The organism is Gordonia sp. N1V, from assembly GCF_029269935.1.
Taxonomy (GTDB): domain Bacteria; phylum Actinomycetota; class Actinomycetes; order Mycobacteriales; family Mycobacteriaceae; genus Gordonia; species Gordonia polyisoprenivorans.
This window is the reverse complement of record NZ_JARJDD010000007.1, coordinates 169,379-185,655: the sequence shown is the minus strand read 5'-3', so window position 1 is coordinate 185,655 and position 16,277 is coordinate 169,379. Positions and strand designations below refer to the sequence as shown.

Annotated in this window: 13 protein-coding genes; 4 read left to right on the top strand and 9 right to left on the bottom strand. The window is 68.1% G+C overall.

The window, feature by feature from the left end; translation table 11 throughout:
- Positions 1–12: 12 nt before the first annotated feature.
- The 3 genes from P3L18_RS11705 to P3L18_RS11695 all read right to left on the bottom strand — a co-directional run bounded on the left by P3L18_RS11705 (position 13) and on the right by P3L18_RS11695 (position 3,360).
- Complete coding sequence (locus tag P3L18_RS11705; RefSeq protein WP_020170495.1) at positions 13–1,155, bottom strand: ferredoxin reductase; 1,143 nt, start codon at positions 1,153–1,155, stop codon at positions 13–15.
- A 115-nt stretch (positions 1,156–1,270) separates the two neighbouring features.
- Positions 1,271–1,837 carry a hypothetical protein gene (locus P3L18_RS11700; protein WP_276114136.1) on the bottom strand — a complete coding sequence of 189 codons (567 nt, stop codon included), beginning with the start codon at positions 1,835–1,837 and terminating at the stop codon, positions 1,271–1,273.
- A gap of 80 nt (positions 1,838–1,917) precedes the next feature.
- On the bottom strand, positions 1,918–3,360 hold the full coding sequence (locus P3L18_RS11695; RefSeq protein WP_006370355.1) for a wax ester/triacylglycerol synthase domain-containing protein: 1,443 nt from the start codon (positions 3,358–3,360) through the stop codon (positions 1,918–1,920).
- 145 nt (positions 3,361–3,505) lie between these two features.
- Here P3L18_RS11695 and P3L18_RS11690 point away from each other — a divergent pair, with 145 nt between their 5' ends.
- Positions 3,506–4,585: a 2,3-butanediol dehydrogenase gene (locus P3L18_RS11690; RefSeq protein WP_276114135.1), complete on the top strand. Its 1,080-nt coding sequence runs from the start codon at positions 3,506–3,508 to the stop codon at positions 4,583–4,585.
- Positions 4,586–4,593: 8 nt separating this feature from the next.
- Here the strand turns inward: P3L18_RS11690 and P3L18_RS11685 are convergent, their stop codons facing one another.
- From P3L18_RS11685 to raiA, 3 genes are all read right to left on the bottom strand, one after another.
- Positions 4,594–5,208, bottom strand: a complete 615-nt coding sequence (locus P3L18_RS11685) for an Rv3235 family protein (protein ID WP_276114134.1) — start codon at positions 5,206–5,208, stop codon at positions 4,594–4,596.
- A 65-nt stretch (positions 5,209–5,273) separates the two neighbouring features.
- Positions 5,274–8,099 carry a preprotein translocase subunit SecA gene (gene secA / locus P3L18_RS11680; protein WP_276114133.1) on the bottom strand — a complete coding sequence of 942 codons (2,826 nt, stop codon included), beginning with the start codon at positions 8,097–8,099 and terminating at the stop codon, positions 5,274–5,276.
- 205 nt (positions 8,100–8,304) lie between these two features.
- Positions 8,305–9,072 (bottom strand): ribosome-associated translation inhibitor RaiA, encoded by a 768-nt coding sequence (raiA, locus tag P3L18_RS11675; protein WP_006370359.1) that lies wholly within the window; start codon positions 9,070–9,072, stop codon positions 8,305–8,307.
- 488 nt (positions 9,073–9,560) lie between these two features.
- On the opposite strand from raiA, the gene P3L18_RS11670 reads away from it, so the two are divergent.
- A complete protein-coding gene (locus P3L18_RS11670; RefSeq protein WP_276114132.1) occupies positions 9,561–10,241 on the top strand; it encodes a ComF family protein in 681 nt (226 codons plus the stop codon).
- Between the two features lie 28 nt (positions 10,242–10,269).
- On the opposite strand, the gene lpqB is transcribed toward P3L18_RS11670, so the two are convergent.
- Genes lpqB through mtrA form a run of 3 tightly spaced genes read right to left on the bottom strand, consistent with a single transcriptional unit; the run spans position 10,270 to position 14,382 of the window.
- Positions 10,270–12,042: an MtrAB system accessory lipoprotein LpqB gene (gene lpqB / locus P3L18_RS11665; protein ID WP_276114131.1), complete on the bottom strand. Its 1,773-nt coding sequence runs from the start codon at positions 12,040–12,042 to the stop codon at positions 10,270–10,272.
- A complete protein-coding gene (gene mtrB, locus P3L18_RS11660) occupies positions 12,032–13,699 on the bottom strand; it encodes an MtrAB system histidine kinase MtrB (protein ID WP_079930611.1) in 1,668 nt (555 codons plus the stop codon). The genes lpqB and mtrB overlap by 11 nt, the downstream gene beginning before the upstream one ends.
- Positions 13,696–14,382, bottom strand: coding sequence for an MtrAB system response regulator MtrA (gene mtrA, locus P3L18_RS11655; protein ID WP_085949127.1), 687 nt, complete (start codon positions 14,380–14,382; stop codon positions 13,696–13,698). Before mtrA ends, mtrB begins: the two co-directional genes overlap by 4 nt.
- Positions 14,383–14,525: 143 nt before the next feature.
- Here mtrA and P3L18_RS11650 point away from each other — a divergent pair, with 143 nt between their 5' ends.
- Together P3L18_RS11650 and P3L18_RS11645 are read left to right on the top strand one after the other, a co-directional pair.
- Positions 14,526–15,155: a dTMP kinase gene (locus tag P3L18_RS11650; RefSeq protein WP_276114130.1), complete on the top strand. Its 630-nt coding sequence runs from the start codon at positions 14,526–14,528 to the stop codon at positions 15,153–15,155.
- 83 nt (positions 15,156–15,238) lie between these two features.
- Positions 15,239–16,237, top strand: coding sequence for a hypothetical protein (locus tag P3L18_RS11645; protein WP_276114128.1), 999 nt, complete (start codon positions 15,239–15,241; stop codon positions 16,235–16,237).
- The last annotated feature ends 40 nt before the right edge of the window (positions 16,238–16,277 follow it).

The following is a 16,277-nucleotide window of genomic DNA, read 5'->3' as shown; positions in this document are numbered from 1 at the left end:
CGCAGCGCGCTGTCAGACGTCGAGGGTGCAGTCCCCCGCCGCCGCGCTGACGCAGGTCTGGATGCGTTCACCCTCGACATGTTCGACGCCCGACCGCAGGTCGCGAACGCATCCGCGGTCGAGCATCACCACACAGCTCTGACAGATACCCATGCGGCACCCGAACGGCATCAGGACACCCGCCGACTCCCCCGCCTCGAGCAGAGTGGTGGCGCCGTCGACGTCCTGCGTGCGCCCGGAACGGCCGAACGTCACCGTCCCGCCCACCGCGCCCACCACGCCACGCTCGAGGGCGAACCGCTCGATGTGCAGTAGATCGGCATGACCGTCGGCGAACACACCGGAGACCATGTCGAGGAAGGCGCCCGGTCCGCACGCCCACGTCTGCCGCTGCGTCCAATCCGGGCACAGTGCGGTCAGCGAGTCCGGGGTCACCTTGCCGTCGGTCCGGGTGTATTGGATGTGCAGATCGATGACGCCGTCGGCGTGCAAGCGGGCCAGTTCGTCGCCGAAGAGCAGATCCGCGGGCGTCGGGGTGGAATGGATGAGCCGGATGTCGGTGCGCTGGTGGCGGTGAGCCATGGTGCGCAGCATCGAGATGATCGGCGTGATGCCACTGCCGGCCGTGACGAACAAGATCTTGTCCGGAAGTGGTTGCGGGAGCACGAATTCACCTTGCGGTGCGGCCAACCGCACGACGGTGCCCGGCGTCAGGCCGTTGACCAGATGCGAGGACAGGAAGCCCTCCGGCATCGCCTTGACGGTGATGGCGATGGTCCCCTCGTCGCGCGTCGTGTCGGGGACGGAGGTCAGCGAGTAGGAGCGCCAGGTCCACCGACCGTCGACGAGCACGCCGATGCCGATGTACTGACCGGGCACGTAGTCGAAGGAGAATCCCCACCCCGGGCGGATACGAATGGTCGCCGAGTCCTCGGTCTCGGCGGTCACCGAGACGATCTTGCCGCGCAGTTCGCGCGCCGACCACAGCGGATTGGCCAGATGCAGATAGTCGTCGGGCAGCAGCGGGGTGGTCACCCGGGCAACCGCAGCGCGAATCCATTGCCCGCCCTTGGTCCGGGCGGCGATCCCCGACACCGGTTCCTCGAATCGCTCCCGGATGTCCCGAATCCTGATTCCCCCAGCCCTGATCTTCATGGCGCCCATCCTCGAACTCGTCGATCCGCTCACCGGACCACCGTAACCTACGGGAGCGTAGGTTAGTGTGTCGGCGACCGGCCGTCAGCGGTTGTCGCCGGGGCGGTGTGGCGTCTCAGAGCAGTTCGAGGAGGAACGGCAGCTCCTGGGTGGCATACCACCCCAGGTCGTGATCCTCGACGTCGCCGACGGCGAGTTCGGCGTCCTCGTCACCGAGGTCGGCGGCGTCGATCACGACCACGGCGTTGCGCACCGCGGCCTCGGCGTCGGCCCCATCGACGTGCACCGAGGCGACCGCCGAGCGCGGGATCGGTCCGGCGACACGGACCACGGCGTCGTCGAGTTCGGGATGCAGGGTGGGGTTCTCGACGTCGGCGGCCACGACCGCCCGACGTGGTGGCAGCTTCGGGATCACACCGGGCTTGGTACCCGCCGCATCGGCGGCGAGTTCGGCATCGGCGTGGGCGTCGCCGGGTGCGGGGGTCTCGCCGGCGAGCAGCCGCAACGACGCCCGCGCGGCCTCACGCATCGCGACCTCGGCGAGTTCCTCGTCGTCGCCGGACAGGAACGATTCGCGCAAGGCCGGGGTCAACGCGAATCCCGTCCCGCCGACCGGCCGGAACTCACCCGACTCGTCGAGTTCCATCAGCATCGTCAACGTCGCCGGAAAGTACACCCTCATCGATGAGTCCTTCGCTTCTGCACGCGCTCACCCTACTGGCCCGTAGCGGCGGGCGGCGTGGCCAGTCGATCGCGCCCCACTCACTGCGCCCCCAGTAATTCCTCGAACGACTCGGCGACATAACCCGCGAGCGCGGGCAGATCACCGATCACGCCACGGTCGGCGGTGAACGCGAAGTTCAATCGGTCGAGATACTCCACCACCCCGATCGACAGCGCATGTCCGGCGATCAGGCCCGGCACCGCATGCAGAGCACTCACCTTGCGCCCCAAGACATATCGATCCGACACCGGCGAGCTGGTGATGGACAGGGGGATGTTGTAGCCCCGAGTGCCCAACGACCGGAAGGCCCACGAGCTGAATTCCGGGAACGGCACCATACCGAGTTCGGGAAGCAGCGGACGCGGACCGAGTGTCACCCGGCGCGACGATTGGGCGTACCGATCGGCGAGCGCGGCGACCTGCGAGAGTCGCACCTTCGGATTGTCCTCTCCCACGGGCAGATCCGTCACGAAGCCCGGGGTACCCACATCGATCCACGTGGCATCCCGCTCGGCGTCCGGTGCCACCCCCGGATCCCGGGTCGACAGCGGGATCTCGACGCGGACCGTGTCGGTGATGGGTGCGGCGACGTCGAAGGACAACAGCCATCGGCGCATCACGCCGCTGACGATCGCCAGCACCACATCGTTGACGGTGCAGCGGTGGTGTTCGGCGATCTTGGCGCAGTCACGACGGGGCACCGAGGACACCGCGAACATCTGCGAGGAACTGCCCGGCGAATTCAGCGGACTCTGCGGCGCCGAGTCGGTCACGTCCCCGATCAGATCGCCGATGCGACGCACCGTGGAGTCGACGACCGTGCGGACACCCCCGACGACGCCGTTGCCGGTGACGACCGAATCGATGAACTCCCCCGGCCGCGACACCGCCTCGGCGAGTGCACCGATCGCCAGCGACGTCGCACCAGGTGGGTGTCCGGGCATCCACAGGTCGGGCTCGTACTGGACGACGTCGGCGGTCTCGTCGGTGATCACCTGACTGATCTCGGGTCCGGCGAAGTCGTCGACCAGACACCGATGGCTCTTGGTGAGCACCGCATATCCGTTGCCCTCGAGCCCCTCGATCAGATACATCTCCCACAGCGGCCGGGACCGATCCAGCGGGCGCGACATCACGCGCGCGATCAGATCGCCGAGCTCGGCCAGGGTGCCCGGGCGGGGCAGCCCGGAGCGGCGGATGTGGAAGTTGATGTCGAAGTCGTGATCGTCGACCCACACCGGCCGCGCGAGACCCATCGTCACCGGCAGGACGATCTGCCGGTAGCGCGGCGCGAGCTGTAACCGGTTCTCCACCAACGACACCAGCGAGGGATAGTCGAGGACGTGCTGGGCCCCGTCGGGTGCGGCCCCGGCGGGCGGGCCGGCATCGTCGAAGATCAGCAGCGCCCCCAGATGGCTGGTCGCGCCCGCCGGATCCAGGAAGTAGTACATCGCCTCGCGCGGGGACAACCGATTGGCCACATCGACGATCGTAAGGCCTCGGGTGCAACCCCTCGGCAACTGTTGCCCGACCCGGGCGCTCGGTTCTTCACTCGATGCCAGAGTGCCCGGCGAGGAACCGACGACCACGACGGTGCGCCGGCACCGGAGAAGAACGGAGTTGATGATGCGCGCAGCACGCTATTACGACCGCGGGGACATCCGGATCGAGGACATCGACGAGCCCACCGTCGAGCCCGGAACGGTCGCCATCGACGTGGCGTGGTGTGGGATCTGCGGCACCGACCTGCACGAGTACGCCGACGGGCCCATCTTCATCCCGCCGTCGGGGCATCCGCAGCCGATCAGCGGCGAGAGCGCGCCGATCACGCTGGGACACGAGATGTCGGGCGTGGTCTCGGCGGTCGGCGACGGTGTCGAGGATCTCGCGCCGGGCGATCACGTCGTCGTGGAGCCCTACATCATCGCCGACGGCGTCGACACCGGCCCGAACAGCCACAACTATCACCTCTCGGCCGACATGAATTTCATCGGGCTCGGTGGTCGCGGCGGTGGGCTCGGCGAGAAGATCGTCGTCGAGCGACGCTGGGTCCACAAGGTGTCCAAGGACATTCCCCTCGACCAGGCGGCGTTGATCGAACCCCTGTCGGTGGGTTTCCATGCGGTGCAACGCAGTGGCGCCGGCGCCGGGGACGTCGCGTTGATCACCGGAGCCGGCCCGATCGGTCTGCTCACCGCAGCGGTGTGCAAGGCCGAAGGCATCACCACGATCGTCAGCGAACCGAGTCGGCTGCGCCGGGAGAAGGCACGTGACACCGGCGTCGGTGACCACATCGTCGACCCGTCGACGCAGGACGTGGTGCAGGTCGTCCGCGACCTCACCAACGGTCGCGGCGCCGACGTCGGATTCGAATGCACCTCGGTGCAACCTGCCCTCGACACCCTCTTCGATGCACTCAAGCCGACGGGAGTCCTTGTGGTGGTGTCGATCTGGGGTCACCCCGGAACGCTCGACATGCAGAAGCTGGTGCTCAAGGAGATCGACATGCGCGGCACCATCGCCTATGTCAACAGTCATCCGGCGACCATCCGGCTCGTCGAGGAGGGCAAGGTCGATCTCGCACCCTTCATCACCGGGCGCATCGGACTCGACCAGCTTCTCGACGAGGGCTTCGACACGTTGTTGCACCACAACGAAACCGCGGTGAAGATCCTGGTGTCGCCGTCCGGTGCGGGCGTGCGCTGAGCGCCGGCTCAGCTCATCTCCAACGTCGCCAGCCGCCACCGGTATTCGACCCGAACCGGAAGGCTGGATCGGACCCGGTCGGCCTGGCGCACCCGGACCGGGACGCGTTCGATGCGTCCGGCGAAAGCGCGAACCCGGCGACCCCGCTCGAAACTGCCGAAGATCTCCGCCGTCGACGGATCACACATCTGGATGTGGATTCGTCGGATGCGGGCGCTCACGCCCACGGCGCGGTTCTCGGGCCGGGCGATGTCGGGGCGCAGCAGGGTGACGATGTGTTCGTAGAGCTGCGGGGAGACCGCGGTCTCCAGATGTACCGCCGGACGCCGCCGATCGAGGACCTCGAGCAGTGCGGTGATGGTCCGCGCGGCAACGCGTCGTGCCTCGACCGTTCCCGCCGGTACCGCCACCGGCTCGGGTCGTCGCACCGGCGGCGTGCCGAGCGGCGCGGTCACCAGCGGCCCGTCGGTCGCCCGGCTCGGCTCCCCGACCGGCTCGTAGGCGGGTGCGGCAACGACGCGCAGATGATCGACGGGGGCATCGGCCACCGCGTGAACGGGAGCATGCGCCCCTGCGCGAGCGGGAGCGTCGGCGGGAACGGTGGCGGTGAGGGTTGTGGTCATGGAAATCGGACGCACCGCAGGGCGCCCCGGTTCCACTTTGTCCGAAGTTTTTTTCGGCGACTGCGCTACCGACGCTTCTTCTTGGCCTTCGGTGGTCGGGAGGTCTTGGTCTGTGCGCGGGCCGCGGCGCGGCGTTCACGCCGGGACGCCGACATGACCGCCGGATCCTCTAGCTCCTCGGCCTCACTGTGGCTGACCTCGCCACCACCCTCGTCTGGTCCGGAGAACGTCATCGCCGAGACATCGGGGCCACCGTCGTCGGGCGCGCCGTCACCGACCGCCCGCAGTGCAGGCGGCGCCTGGCTCGACGCACCGGTCGCGGCACCGGCCAGCGCGGGTGCCGGCTGTCGCAGTGAGGCCGCGGCGGGCGCGGGAACGGGCGGGGCCTCGGTCTGGACCTGCACGTTGAACAGGAACTGCAGGGTCTCTTCCTTCAGGCCCTCGAGCATGCCGCTGAACATGTCGAAACCCTCGCGCTGATACTCCACGACCGGGTCACGCTGGGCCATCGACCGCAGGTGGATGCCCTCACGCAGGTAGTCCATCTCGTAGAGGTGGTCGCGCCACTTGCGGTCGAGCACCGACAGCAGGATCGTCCGCTCGAGCTGACGCATCGCGCCCTCGCCGGCGACCTCGGTGATCTGCGCCTCCCGCTTCTCGTAGGCGGCCTGCGCGTCGGCGATGAGGATCTCCTTGAGCTCCTCGGCGGAGATGTCGTCACGCTCGCCGTACTCGTTCTCGCCGACGACCTCCTTGGGATCGAGCTCGATCGGGTAGAGCGCACGGCACGCCGACCACAGTTCGTCGAGATCCCAGTCCTCGGCATAGCCCTCGGCAGTCGCTCCGTCGACATACGCGCCGACGACCTCGGCAACCATCTCCAGGATCTGCTCCCGGTGGTCGGAGCCCTGGAGGATGGTGCGGCGCTCGGCGTAGATGACCTTGCGCTGCTCGTTCATCACCTCGTCGTACTTGAGGACGTTCTTGCGGACCTCGAAGTTCTGCTGCTCGACCTGGGTCTGCGCGCTGCGGATGGCCTTGGTGACCATCTTCGCCTCGATGGGCACGTCGTCGGGCAGGTTCACCCGGTTCATGATCGACTCGAGGGCCGCGCCGTTGAATCGGCGCATCAGCTCGTCGCCGAGCGAGAGGTAGAACCGGGACTCCCCCGGATCGCCCTGACGACCGGAACGGCCGCGCAACTGGTTGTCGATGCGACGCGACTCATGGCGTTCGGTACCGAGCACGTACAGACCGCCGGCCGCACGGACCTGCTCGGCCTCCTCGGCCGCGGCCGCCCGCGCGGTCTCGATCGCCTCTTCCCACGCGGCCTCGTACTCGTCGGGAGTCGACACCGGGTCGAGGCCCGCCTTGCGCAGCCGCGTGTCGGCGATGATGTCGGGGTTGCCGCCGAGCACGACGTCGGTACCGCGACCGGCCATGTTCGTGGCGACGGTGACCGCACCGATACGACCGGCCTCGGCGACGATCTGGGCTTCCTGCTCGTGGAACTTCGCGTTCAGCACTGTGTGCGGGATGTCGCGTTTGGTGAGCTGGCGCGAGAGGTACTCCGAGCGCTCGACGCTGGTGGTACCGATCAACACCGGCTGGCCGATCTCGTGGCGTTCGGTGATGTCGTCGACCACCGCAGAGAACTTGGCCTCCTCGGTCTTGTAGATCAGATCGCCCTGGTCCTTGCGGATCATCGGCTTGTTGGTCGGGATCGGCAGTACGCCCAGCTTGTAGATCTGGTCGAACTCGGCGGCCTCGGTCTCGGCGGTACCCGTCATGCCGGCGAGCTTGTCGTACATGCGGAAGTAGTTCTGCAGCGTGATCGTGGCCAGCGTCTGGTTCTCGGCCTTGATCTCGACGCCTTCCTTGGCCTCGATCGCCTGGTGCAGACCCTCGTTGAACCGGCGACCGTCGAGCACGCGACCGGTGAACTCGTCGACGATGAGGACCTCACCATTGCGGACGATGTAGTCCTTGTCGCGGTGGAACAGTTCCTTGACCTTGATGGCGTTGTTGAGATAACTCACCAGCGGTGAGTTGGCCGCCTCGTAGAGGTTGTCGATGCCCAACTGGTCCTCGACGAACTCCACGCCGGCCTCGTGCACGCCGATGGTCTTCTTCTTGATGTCGACCTCGTAGTGCTCGTCACGCTCGAGAAGCGGTGCGATGCGGGCGAATTCGACGTACCACTTACTCGATCCCTCGGTCGGCCCGGAGATGATCAGCGGGGTGCGCGCCTCGTCGATGAGGATCGAGTCGACCTCGTCGACGATCGCGAAGTTGTGGCCGCGCTGCACCAACTCCTCGAGGGAGTGCGCCATGTTGTCGCGCAGATAGTCGAAGCCGAATTCGTTGTTGGTGCCGTAGGTGATGTCGGCGGCGTAGGCCTCGCGGCGCTGATCCGGCGACATCCCGGTCAGGATGACCGCGGTCTCGAGGCCGAGGAACCGGTGCACCCGGCCCATCCACTCGGCGTCGCGCTTGGCGAGATAGTCGTTGACGGTGACGACGTGGACGCCGTCACCGGAGATCGCATTGAGGTAGGCCGGCAGCACACAGGTGAGGGTCTTGCCCTCACCGGTCTTCATCTCGGCGATGTTGCCGTAATGCAGCGCCGCGCCGCCCATGATCTGGACGTGGAAGTGTTTCTGGTCGAGAACGCGCCAGGCGGCCTCGCGGGCCACCGCGAACGCCTCGGGCAGCAGTTCCTCGAGCGTCTCGCCCTCGGCGAAGCGCTCCTTGAACTCGTCGGTCTTGGCCCGCAGATCGTCGTCGCCGAGCGCCTCGACCTCGTCGGACAATGTCTCGACGTGCGATGCGATGGCATCGAGTCGCTTGACCATCCGGCCTTCGCCGATGCGCAGCAGCTTGTTCAGCACCGTTGATCGAGTCCCTTACTCATGTCGACGTCCAACCACGGCCCGTGCAGCGCACAGGCCGCCGTCCATCGTACCGAGGCCGCCTGAAGAAGATCTGATCGGCCGCGTCGGGGGTCCGGGGATCGATGCGCCTACCGACGCACGGCAGGGCGGTCCGGACGATATGTCCGCACCGCCCCGCCGACGTGCTCGACCGGTTCTCCGATCAGGCGAGTCGGATCAGCCCGTAGTCGAAGGCGTGTCGTCGGTAGACCACCGACGGCTTGTCGGTCTCCTTGTCGTGGAACAGGAAGAAGTCGTGCCCGACGAGTTCCATCTCGTAGAGCGCGTCGTCGACGGTCATCGGCACCGCGGGGTGCTCCTTGACACGAACCACCTGACCTGGCGTGCGTTCGGCGACACCGTCATCCCACTGCTGGTCGGCCGACTGTTCGGCATCCTCGGGCGAGGGGCCCGCATCGACCGACAGCTGGTTGTCACGCAGGCGGGGTGCCCCGACCTCGGTGGCCTCGGCCACCGACAGCGGTCGGCGGTTGCCGTAGTGCACCTTGCGGCGGTCCTTGACCCGACGCAGTCGCGACTCGATCTTGTCCAGTGCCGACTCGAGTGCCGAGTAGAAATTCTCGCCACAAGCCTGTGCGCGTACCACCGGGCCCTTGCCCATCGCGGTGAGTTCCACCTGCTGACAGACCTTGGACTGGCGGCGGTTGCGTTCGTGGTTCAGCTCGACGTCGAAGCGGAAAATGGTCGGATCGTAGCGTTCGAGTCGGGCGAGCTTGTCGCCGACGAAGATCCGGTAATGCTCGGGTATTTCGACGTTGCGGCCGCTGAACGCCACCTTGGCGTTGGGCTCGGCGGGTTCGTCGGACTCCACCGTTCCCGGTGGGATGACGAACGCGGACTGGTTGTCGATGTCGTCGACCGCGGCGACCTTGGATTCGCGCTGGCCCTTGCGGTGGATGACAGATGACATGGAACTACCTCCTGGAAAGTGCTATTCGACCTCGAGGTGCCGAGCACGGGGTCCACCAATCACATGCGCCCAAGAGGACTGTCAAAGAAGTTGGCGCTCAATGATTTCGGATGGATCCTTCAATGTCGACTCAAGAATCGCAGAGCAGGAACCGAGTCAGTACCGACCGACGGTCGGCACCCATGTGCACTGGCCTCACCTCCCGGCGCGGAGCGGTGTGTGCTCCTCCGCGATGACCAATCAACCACTTGTACCTCTGACCGTAGTCGGATGTTCGCAGCGCGGCCACGTTTCTGATCAGTGCGTCACGTCGTGGTCACCGAAGTCGGGACCAACGGCCCACCATCCGAGCGCAACGACCGGCGATACACAGACCCGGACCGGTCCACGGCGGTGACGCCCTCACGCCTGCGCAGCCGGATATCGCCGGCGTCTGATGCCACGCTCGTCGGGTGACTTCGTCCCCGCCACGCTCCTTTGGCTCTTTCATGTCGGTCCTCGCCGTGGGGATGGGCCGGGTCGGCGTCGAGGGCGCCGACCTCGTCCTGCCCCGCACGTGCGGTGGATGCGGCCGCCCCGGGTGCGACTGGTGTCCCGACTGTGCGGCGAGGATCGCCGACGCGCCCCTCGAACTGGATCCCCGGGTGGCGATCGACATCCCGGTGTGGTCGGTGGGACGTTATCGGGGACCCCTGCGCGCCTCGATCATCGCGATGAAGGAGTACGGAAGACGTGACCTCGTCACACCTCTCGGACGGGCGCTGGCCGACACGGTGATCACGCTGGCCCGCTGGGGCGAGCTGCCCGACGCCGCGCGGCTGCATCTGGTCCCGGCGCCGACCCGCCCGCTTGCGGCCCGGCGTCGTGGCGGTGACCCGGTGACGGCACTCGCCGGCGTCGCGGCCGGACGACTGGGTCCACGGGCCCGGGTGCGGCCGCTGTTGACCACGGCGATGACCACCCGCGACTCGTCGGGTCTCGACGCGCGCGAGCGGCGCGCGAACCTGCGTGGCAGCGTCCGTATCCGCGCCGGCGCACGCTGTCCTCCGGGTGCGGCGATCCTCGTCGACGACGTGCTCACCACCGGCGCGACGGCTGCCGAATCGGTGCGGGTGTGCCGCGCTCACGGCATCGGGATCGGTGCGGTCGTCGTCCTCGCCGGGGCCTGAATTGCCCGGCGCCACAACCGAGTTGTCGTCAGGGAATGACCGGGATGGTCCCCGGTGTCATCGCCGGTTCGACCTCGGTCCAGTACTCGTCGGCCTGACCGTTGGTGCTGCCGAGACGCAACACACCACGCTGGTCGGCGATGTAGACGGTCGTCGGGTTGGCGACGACTGCGGTGACCGGGGGCGAGACGTTGCCACTGAGCAGGCCGACGGCCGGGGTGCCGCTGATCGACACCTGCACAACCGGCGAGTCGGTGGCGTCACGGGCGACCATCACGGTGGTCGGCGACGCCCAGTCCAGCGACACCGCGCGGTTGCCGATGTTGTAGGCGGCGATCATCGGCTGTGCGAGGGTGAGTTGCCCGTCGGCGTTGGTCGCGAGCACCGCGAACACCACCTGCCCGGACACGATCATCGCGACCCGCACCCCGTCGGGGGCGACCTGCAACTCGGTGATCGGACCGCGCACCAGCGCGGCGACCGCTCCGGCGTCGATCTCGGCGACGCGGGCACCGCCGGGGTCGTTGCCGATCCACTCGATGGGCCGGCCGTCGACGACGGCCCAGACCAGCTCGTTCTCGGGGCCGAAGGACGGGCGGGTGATCGACATGCCGGAGGTGATCGTCGTCGGCGACCCACCGTAGTCGCCGACAGCCAGGTTCAGCCGGGGGTCGGGGCCGCCGGCGGCGAGGACGGCGGCCACCCGCGATCCGTCCGGAGAGATCGACGCCGACCGTACCGAGGTCCCGGCGCCGAGCGAACCCGATACCGGCACGGTGCCGTTGTCGATGACCTTGGCCATCGCTCCATTGCGAATGACGTTGAGCCCCACGGCCGATGTCGGCGGCACATTCGGGTCGAAGGCCCGCACGTCGGTCGTCTGCCAGCCCGCGGCCCGGTCGCCGACCAGCGGCGCACCGTCGGCGTTGATGACGTACGGACCGCCGATGTCGGCTCCACTGAGCGTCCAGATGACCTGCGCGGCGAGCAGCGTGCGATCCCGGGTCGACGGACTACCGATACCGGTCAGTTCGACGCGCACCCCGCCGCCGGCCACCGGAGTGACCGGACCCCGCAACGCGGCCCCACTCGGAAATGCGGAATCGACCGCGGTGGCCAGATCGTCGGCCGGTCCGTCGATCAACGTGTTCACCAGCGTCGTCGGGTCCGAATCGGTACCGCCGTAGAGCCACCGTGGGTCCGGCACCAGGTGCGATCGCGTCCGGTCGGTGTAGTACACCGAGACCGACCGGTAGCTGACCTCGAACTGGTTGCGGTCGATCATCGTTCGATCGGGCAGGGTGCCGTCGATGCGCCATTGATTGCCGACCCGCGCCAGCGTCAGGGTGGTCTCCACCTGTCCGGTCGCCGGCAGCAGTTGACCGTCGGGTTTGAGGACGCCCACGTTGTCGCCGACGAGGCGCATCCGCACGGCGGTCGGACTGCGCTGATCGACGTAGGTGTTGATGTCGTCGAGGATGATCGAATCACCACGCTCGTCCCATTGCGCCGCGGTCACCGGGGCGAGGAACTTGCGGGCCGCGGCGTGCGCGTCGGTGGGTGCCGCGGTGGCCTTCAGGTACGCGCGGACCAGCGCCTCGGGATCCATGTCCGGCTGGGGCGCCGGCACCGCGTTGGTCGGTCCCTCGCGCGCGAAGGAGCTGATCGGTTGCGGCAACGAATCGTCAGGGATACCGCCGCAGGCCGCGACCAGGGCCGCGACGACACACAGCACCGGGACCAGCAGGCGCCATCTCGCCCCGACCGCGCTCATCCCGGCCGGCCGATGTTCACTCGCCACCGACAGCTCCCTCGACGCGGGCGGGTTTGGCGACGCTCTTGACCTTGCTCGCGCCGACCGGTTTCAGTGGTAACGGCGAGCCGAGCACCTTGTGTCCGCGGACCAGGGGCAGGGTCAGCCGGAAGCAGGCACCTTGACCGGGTTCGCCCCACGCCTCCAGACGGCCCTGATGCAGCCGGGCGTCCTCGATGCTGATCGCCAGGCCCAGCCCGGTGCCGCCGGACCGGCGGAACCTCGACGGATCGGAGCGCCAGAAGCGGTTGAACACCAACTTCTCCTCCCCCGGCCGAAGGCCGATGCCCTGATCGCGGACGGTGATCGCCACGGCATCGCCGTCGGACCGCATCGACAACGTCACGGGTTTGCGTTCACCGTGGTCGATCGCATTGGCCAGCAGGTTGCGCAGGATTCGCTCGACCCGGCGAGGGTCGATCTCGGCGAGGACCGGCTCGGCCGGGAGATCGAGGATCAGTTCGGTGCCGGTCTCCTCGGCCAGGCGCGACACCGTCGAGAGCGCGGCGTCGATGGGGATCGCCATGTCCATCCGTTCGGCGGCCAGCTCGGCCATACCCGCATCGTGTCGGGAGATCTCCAGCAGCTCGTTGAGCAGCGTCTCGAACCGGTCGAGTTCCTTGTCCAACAATTCCACGGATCGGCGGCGCACCGGGTCGAGTTCGTCGCGGCCCTCGTAGAGCACGTCGCTGGCCATGCGGACGGTGGTCAGCGGCGTCCGCAACTCGTGACTGACGTCGGAGGTGAACTGCCGTTGCAGCCCACCGAACTCCTCGAGATGGGTGATCTGCTTGGACAGGCTCTCGGCCATGTCGTTGAACGACATGGCCAGCCGTGCCATGTCGTCCTCACCGCGGACCGGCACGCGCTCCTTGAGTCGACCGTCGGCGAATCGGACGGCGATCCTCGACGCCGAGCGCACCGGGATGACCACCTGTCTCGACACCAGCCAGGCGATTGCCGCCAGGAGACCGAGCAACACCACACCGCCGGTCAGCAATGTGCCCCGCACAAGGTCGACGGTGCTGTTCTCGGTGGTCAACGGGAAGACCAGGTACAGCTCCAGCCCGGGCACCGAGGCGTTGGTGGGTGAGCCGATGATGAGTGCGGGTTCCTGGCCGCCGGTCGAGTTGGCCACCGACGAATACTGGTAGGCGATCTGACCGCCCTGCACCATGTCGCGCAGGTTCCGTGGGATCTCCGACACCGGTCCGACGCCGGTCGCACTGCCGTCGGCCCCGGTACCGGGCACCAGCAGCACCGTGTCGAAGGTGCCGACGTTGCCCGACGACTGTCCGCTGTCGATGTCCCGGTCGGTGAGCAACGACCGGGACTGGCGCAGCCGATTCTGCACCGACATGTTGCCGTCACCGCTGGCGAGATCGCGTTCCACCGACACCCGCGCGCGCTCGACCTCCTCGGTCGCCGCAGTGAGTTTGACGTCGAGCAGCCGGTCGGTGATCTGACTCATCAGGACGAACCCGAGGATGAGGAGCACGACAAAAGACAGCACCAACGTCGAGACCACGACCCGCAACTGCAGTGAGCGTCGCCAGATCCGGCCGAAGACCGAGGCGATCGCGCTCGCCGTGCGGGTGAGCCGTCCGAAGGTGCTGTTGACGCGTCGTCTGTTGCGACCGATCACGGCGGGCCGGCCTTGTAGCCGACCCCCCTCACCGTCAGAACGACCTCCGGGTTCTCCGGGTCGGTCTCGACCTTCGCCCGTAACCGCTGAACATGCACGTTGACGAGTCTAGTGTCGGCCGGATGCCGATAACCCCACACCTGCTCGAGCAGGACGTCGCGGGTAAACACCTGTCGGGGCTTGCGGGCCAACGCGACGAGCAGGTCGAATTCGAGCGGCGTCAGCGAGATCGGGACGCCGTCGCGGGTCACCTTGTGCGCGGGAACGTCGATCTCCACCGGCCCGATCGACAGCAGTTCCGCCGGCTCCTCGTCGGTGCGGCGCAGCCGTGCGCGCACCCGGGCGACGAGCTCCTTGGGCTTGAACGGTTTGACCATGTAGTCGTCGGCACCCGACTCCAGGCCGAGCACCACATCGACGGTGTCGGACTTGGCGGTCAGCATCACGATCGGCACCCCGGAGTCGGCTCGCAGCACCCGGCAGACGTCGATACCGTTCATTCCCGGCAACATCAGATCGAGCAACACCAGATCGGGGCGGATCTCGCGGACAGCTGTCAGCGCCTGGGTCCCATCACCCACCACGAACGGCTCGAACCCCTCGCCGCGCAACACGATCGTGAGCATCTCGGCGAGCGCGGCATCATCATCGACGACGAGGATCCGTGGCTTCATGCTGACAATGGTGACACTGTTGTGACCATCCGGCCGTGATCGACGCGCCGCGCGTTCGTGACGCCCGGACGCCGGTGGCCGCTGCCGTCCGGGCAGAGTGGTCACGCGAACACAGCCGCACAGGCGCCCGGGCAATCACACAGGAGCACAAGGTGGGTCGACTCATCGCCGTCGAGGGACTCGACGGCGCCGGTAAGAACACGCTGGTCACCAGCCTGGTTCAGCGATGGCGCGAGCGAGGTGTCGCCGTGGCCACGGTTACCTTCCCGCGCTATCACCAGTCACTGTTCGCCGACATCGCGGCCGAGGCGCTCCACGGCGAGCACGGGGATCTGCGCGAGAGCGTGTATGCGATGGCCCTGCTGTTCGCGCTCGACCGATCGGCGGCGGCCCCGGAGATCCGGGCCGCGCTCGACAGCAACGACGTCGTCGTCGCCGACCGTTATGTCGCGTCGAACGCCGCCTACAGTGCCGCGCGTCTCGCGCAACCCGCCGATGGCGAGGTCGTCCGATGGGTGCACGACCTGGAGTTCGGGCGACTGGATCTCCCCCGACCCGATCACACCCTGTTCCTCGCCGTGGCGGCCGACGTCGCGATGAGTCGCGCGCAGGCGCGATCGGCCGGCGACCCGACACGCCCCCGCGATCACTACGAGCGCGATGCGGATCTGCAACGCCGTGTCGACGCGACGTATCGCGAGCTGGCCCGGTCCGGGTGGGCCTCGCCGTGGACGGAGGTGGCCGACGCGGCCCCGGAGGCACTGATCGACCTGCTCGGCTGAGGGTCGACGACCCGAATGACGCGCGCTGACGCCGCCGCGCGCGGTCCGATAGCCTGGCTGGACCCACGTCGCGAGGAAGACTTATGACCTATCCGCCGCCCCATGGTGGCGATGCACCGCGGGAGCCCGCACAGTCGGCACCCACACCCGAGGAGTCCGCCGGCCCGGCGACTCCCGGTGCGGGACCGGCTCCGACGCCCGCGCAGATGCCGACCCGCACGATGACGACCTGGAGTGCCGGCGGACAGGCTCCGCCACCGCAGGCGCCCTCGCCGCAGGGTCCGGCGCCCGGTGCGGCCACCTTCCCGCCACCGACACCGGTATCGCAACCCGTTGCCGCCCAACCCTTTTCATCACCGGTTCCGCCGTCGTACCAGCAGCCGCCGTCTCAGCCGGTGCCCGGGCCGTTCGGTCCGCCGGCGAGCCCGGGATTCCCGGCGGGCGGCGTGCCGGGAGGCGGCTTCGGGCCCGGCGGTCCGATCGGTCCCGGTGGCGCGATGCCCGGTGGCGGGCAACGTCCACCGGGGGGCCCGCGTAACACCGGCGCGCTCGTCGCCATCGGCGCCGGCGTGCTCACGGTCGTCGTGATCGTGGCACTCGCGGTGACGTTGATCGTCGTCAACACCGGCGGCAGCACCGACACCACGGTCGCCACCGGCGCGCCGTCGACCGCTCCGTCCACGCCTGACGGCGGGGGCGCGAACACCGCACCCGACACCCCGTCCCAGTCCGCCCCGGACACCGACGGCACGTCCGCGGTCGACCCGACGACCGCGTATGCCATCGCCGACGCGATGCAGCGCTACATCGCCGCGGCCAACGCCCGCAACGTCGCCGGGATGCAGGCCGCGGTCTGCAGCGCGGCGCGATCGTCGGTGCAGGCGCCGACCCAGCAGGGCAATCTGGTGCTCGAACAACTGCGGGTGAACTCCGTCAATGGCGACACGGCACAGTCGACGATCCAGACCCACATCGAGGTGGGATCGCAACGCAGCAGCAGCCAGCAGGCCTCGGTGAGTTTCGAACGCGAGAACTCGTCCTGGTACTACTGCCCGGGCGCCGAGCCTGCCATCACCGCCTGAGGACACCGAGAACCCGGTACTGACGAATAGCGAAAAACGC

What these genes read in the sequence shown, in the direction of transcription:
- P3L18_RS11705 (WP_020170495.1), bottom strand. Translation starts at nt 1,155, where the DNA reads ATGAAGATCAGGGCTGGGGGAATCAGGATTCGGGACATCCGGGAGCGA.
- P3L18_RS11700 (WP_276114136.1), bottom strand. Translation starts at nt 1,837, where the DNA reads ATGAGGGTGTACTTTCCGGCGACGTTGACGATGCTGATGGAACTCGAC.
- P3L18_RS11690 (WP_276114135.1), top strand. Translation starts at nt 3,506, where the DNA reads ATGCGCGCAGCACGCTATTACGACCGCGGGGACATCCGGATCGAGGAC.
- P3L18_RS11685 (WP_276114134.1), bottom strand. Translation starts at nt 5,208, where the DNA reads ATGACCACAACCCTCACCGCCACCGTTCCCGCCGACGCTCCCGCTCGC.
- raiA (WP_006370359.1), bottom strand. Translation starts at nt 9,072, where the DNA reads ATGTCATCTGTCATCCACCGCAAGGGCCAGCGCGAATCCAAGGTCGCC.
- P3L18_RS11670 (WP_276114132.1), top strand. Translation starts at nt 9,561, where the DNA reads ATGTCGGTCCTCGCCGTGGGGATGGGCCGGGTCGGCGTCGAGGGCGCC.
- P3L18_RS11645 (WP_276114128.1), top strand. Translation starts at nt 15,239, where the DNA reads ATGACCTATCCGCCGCCCCATGGTGGCGATGCACCGCGGGAGCCCGCA.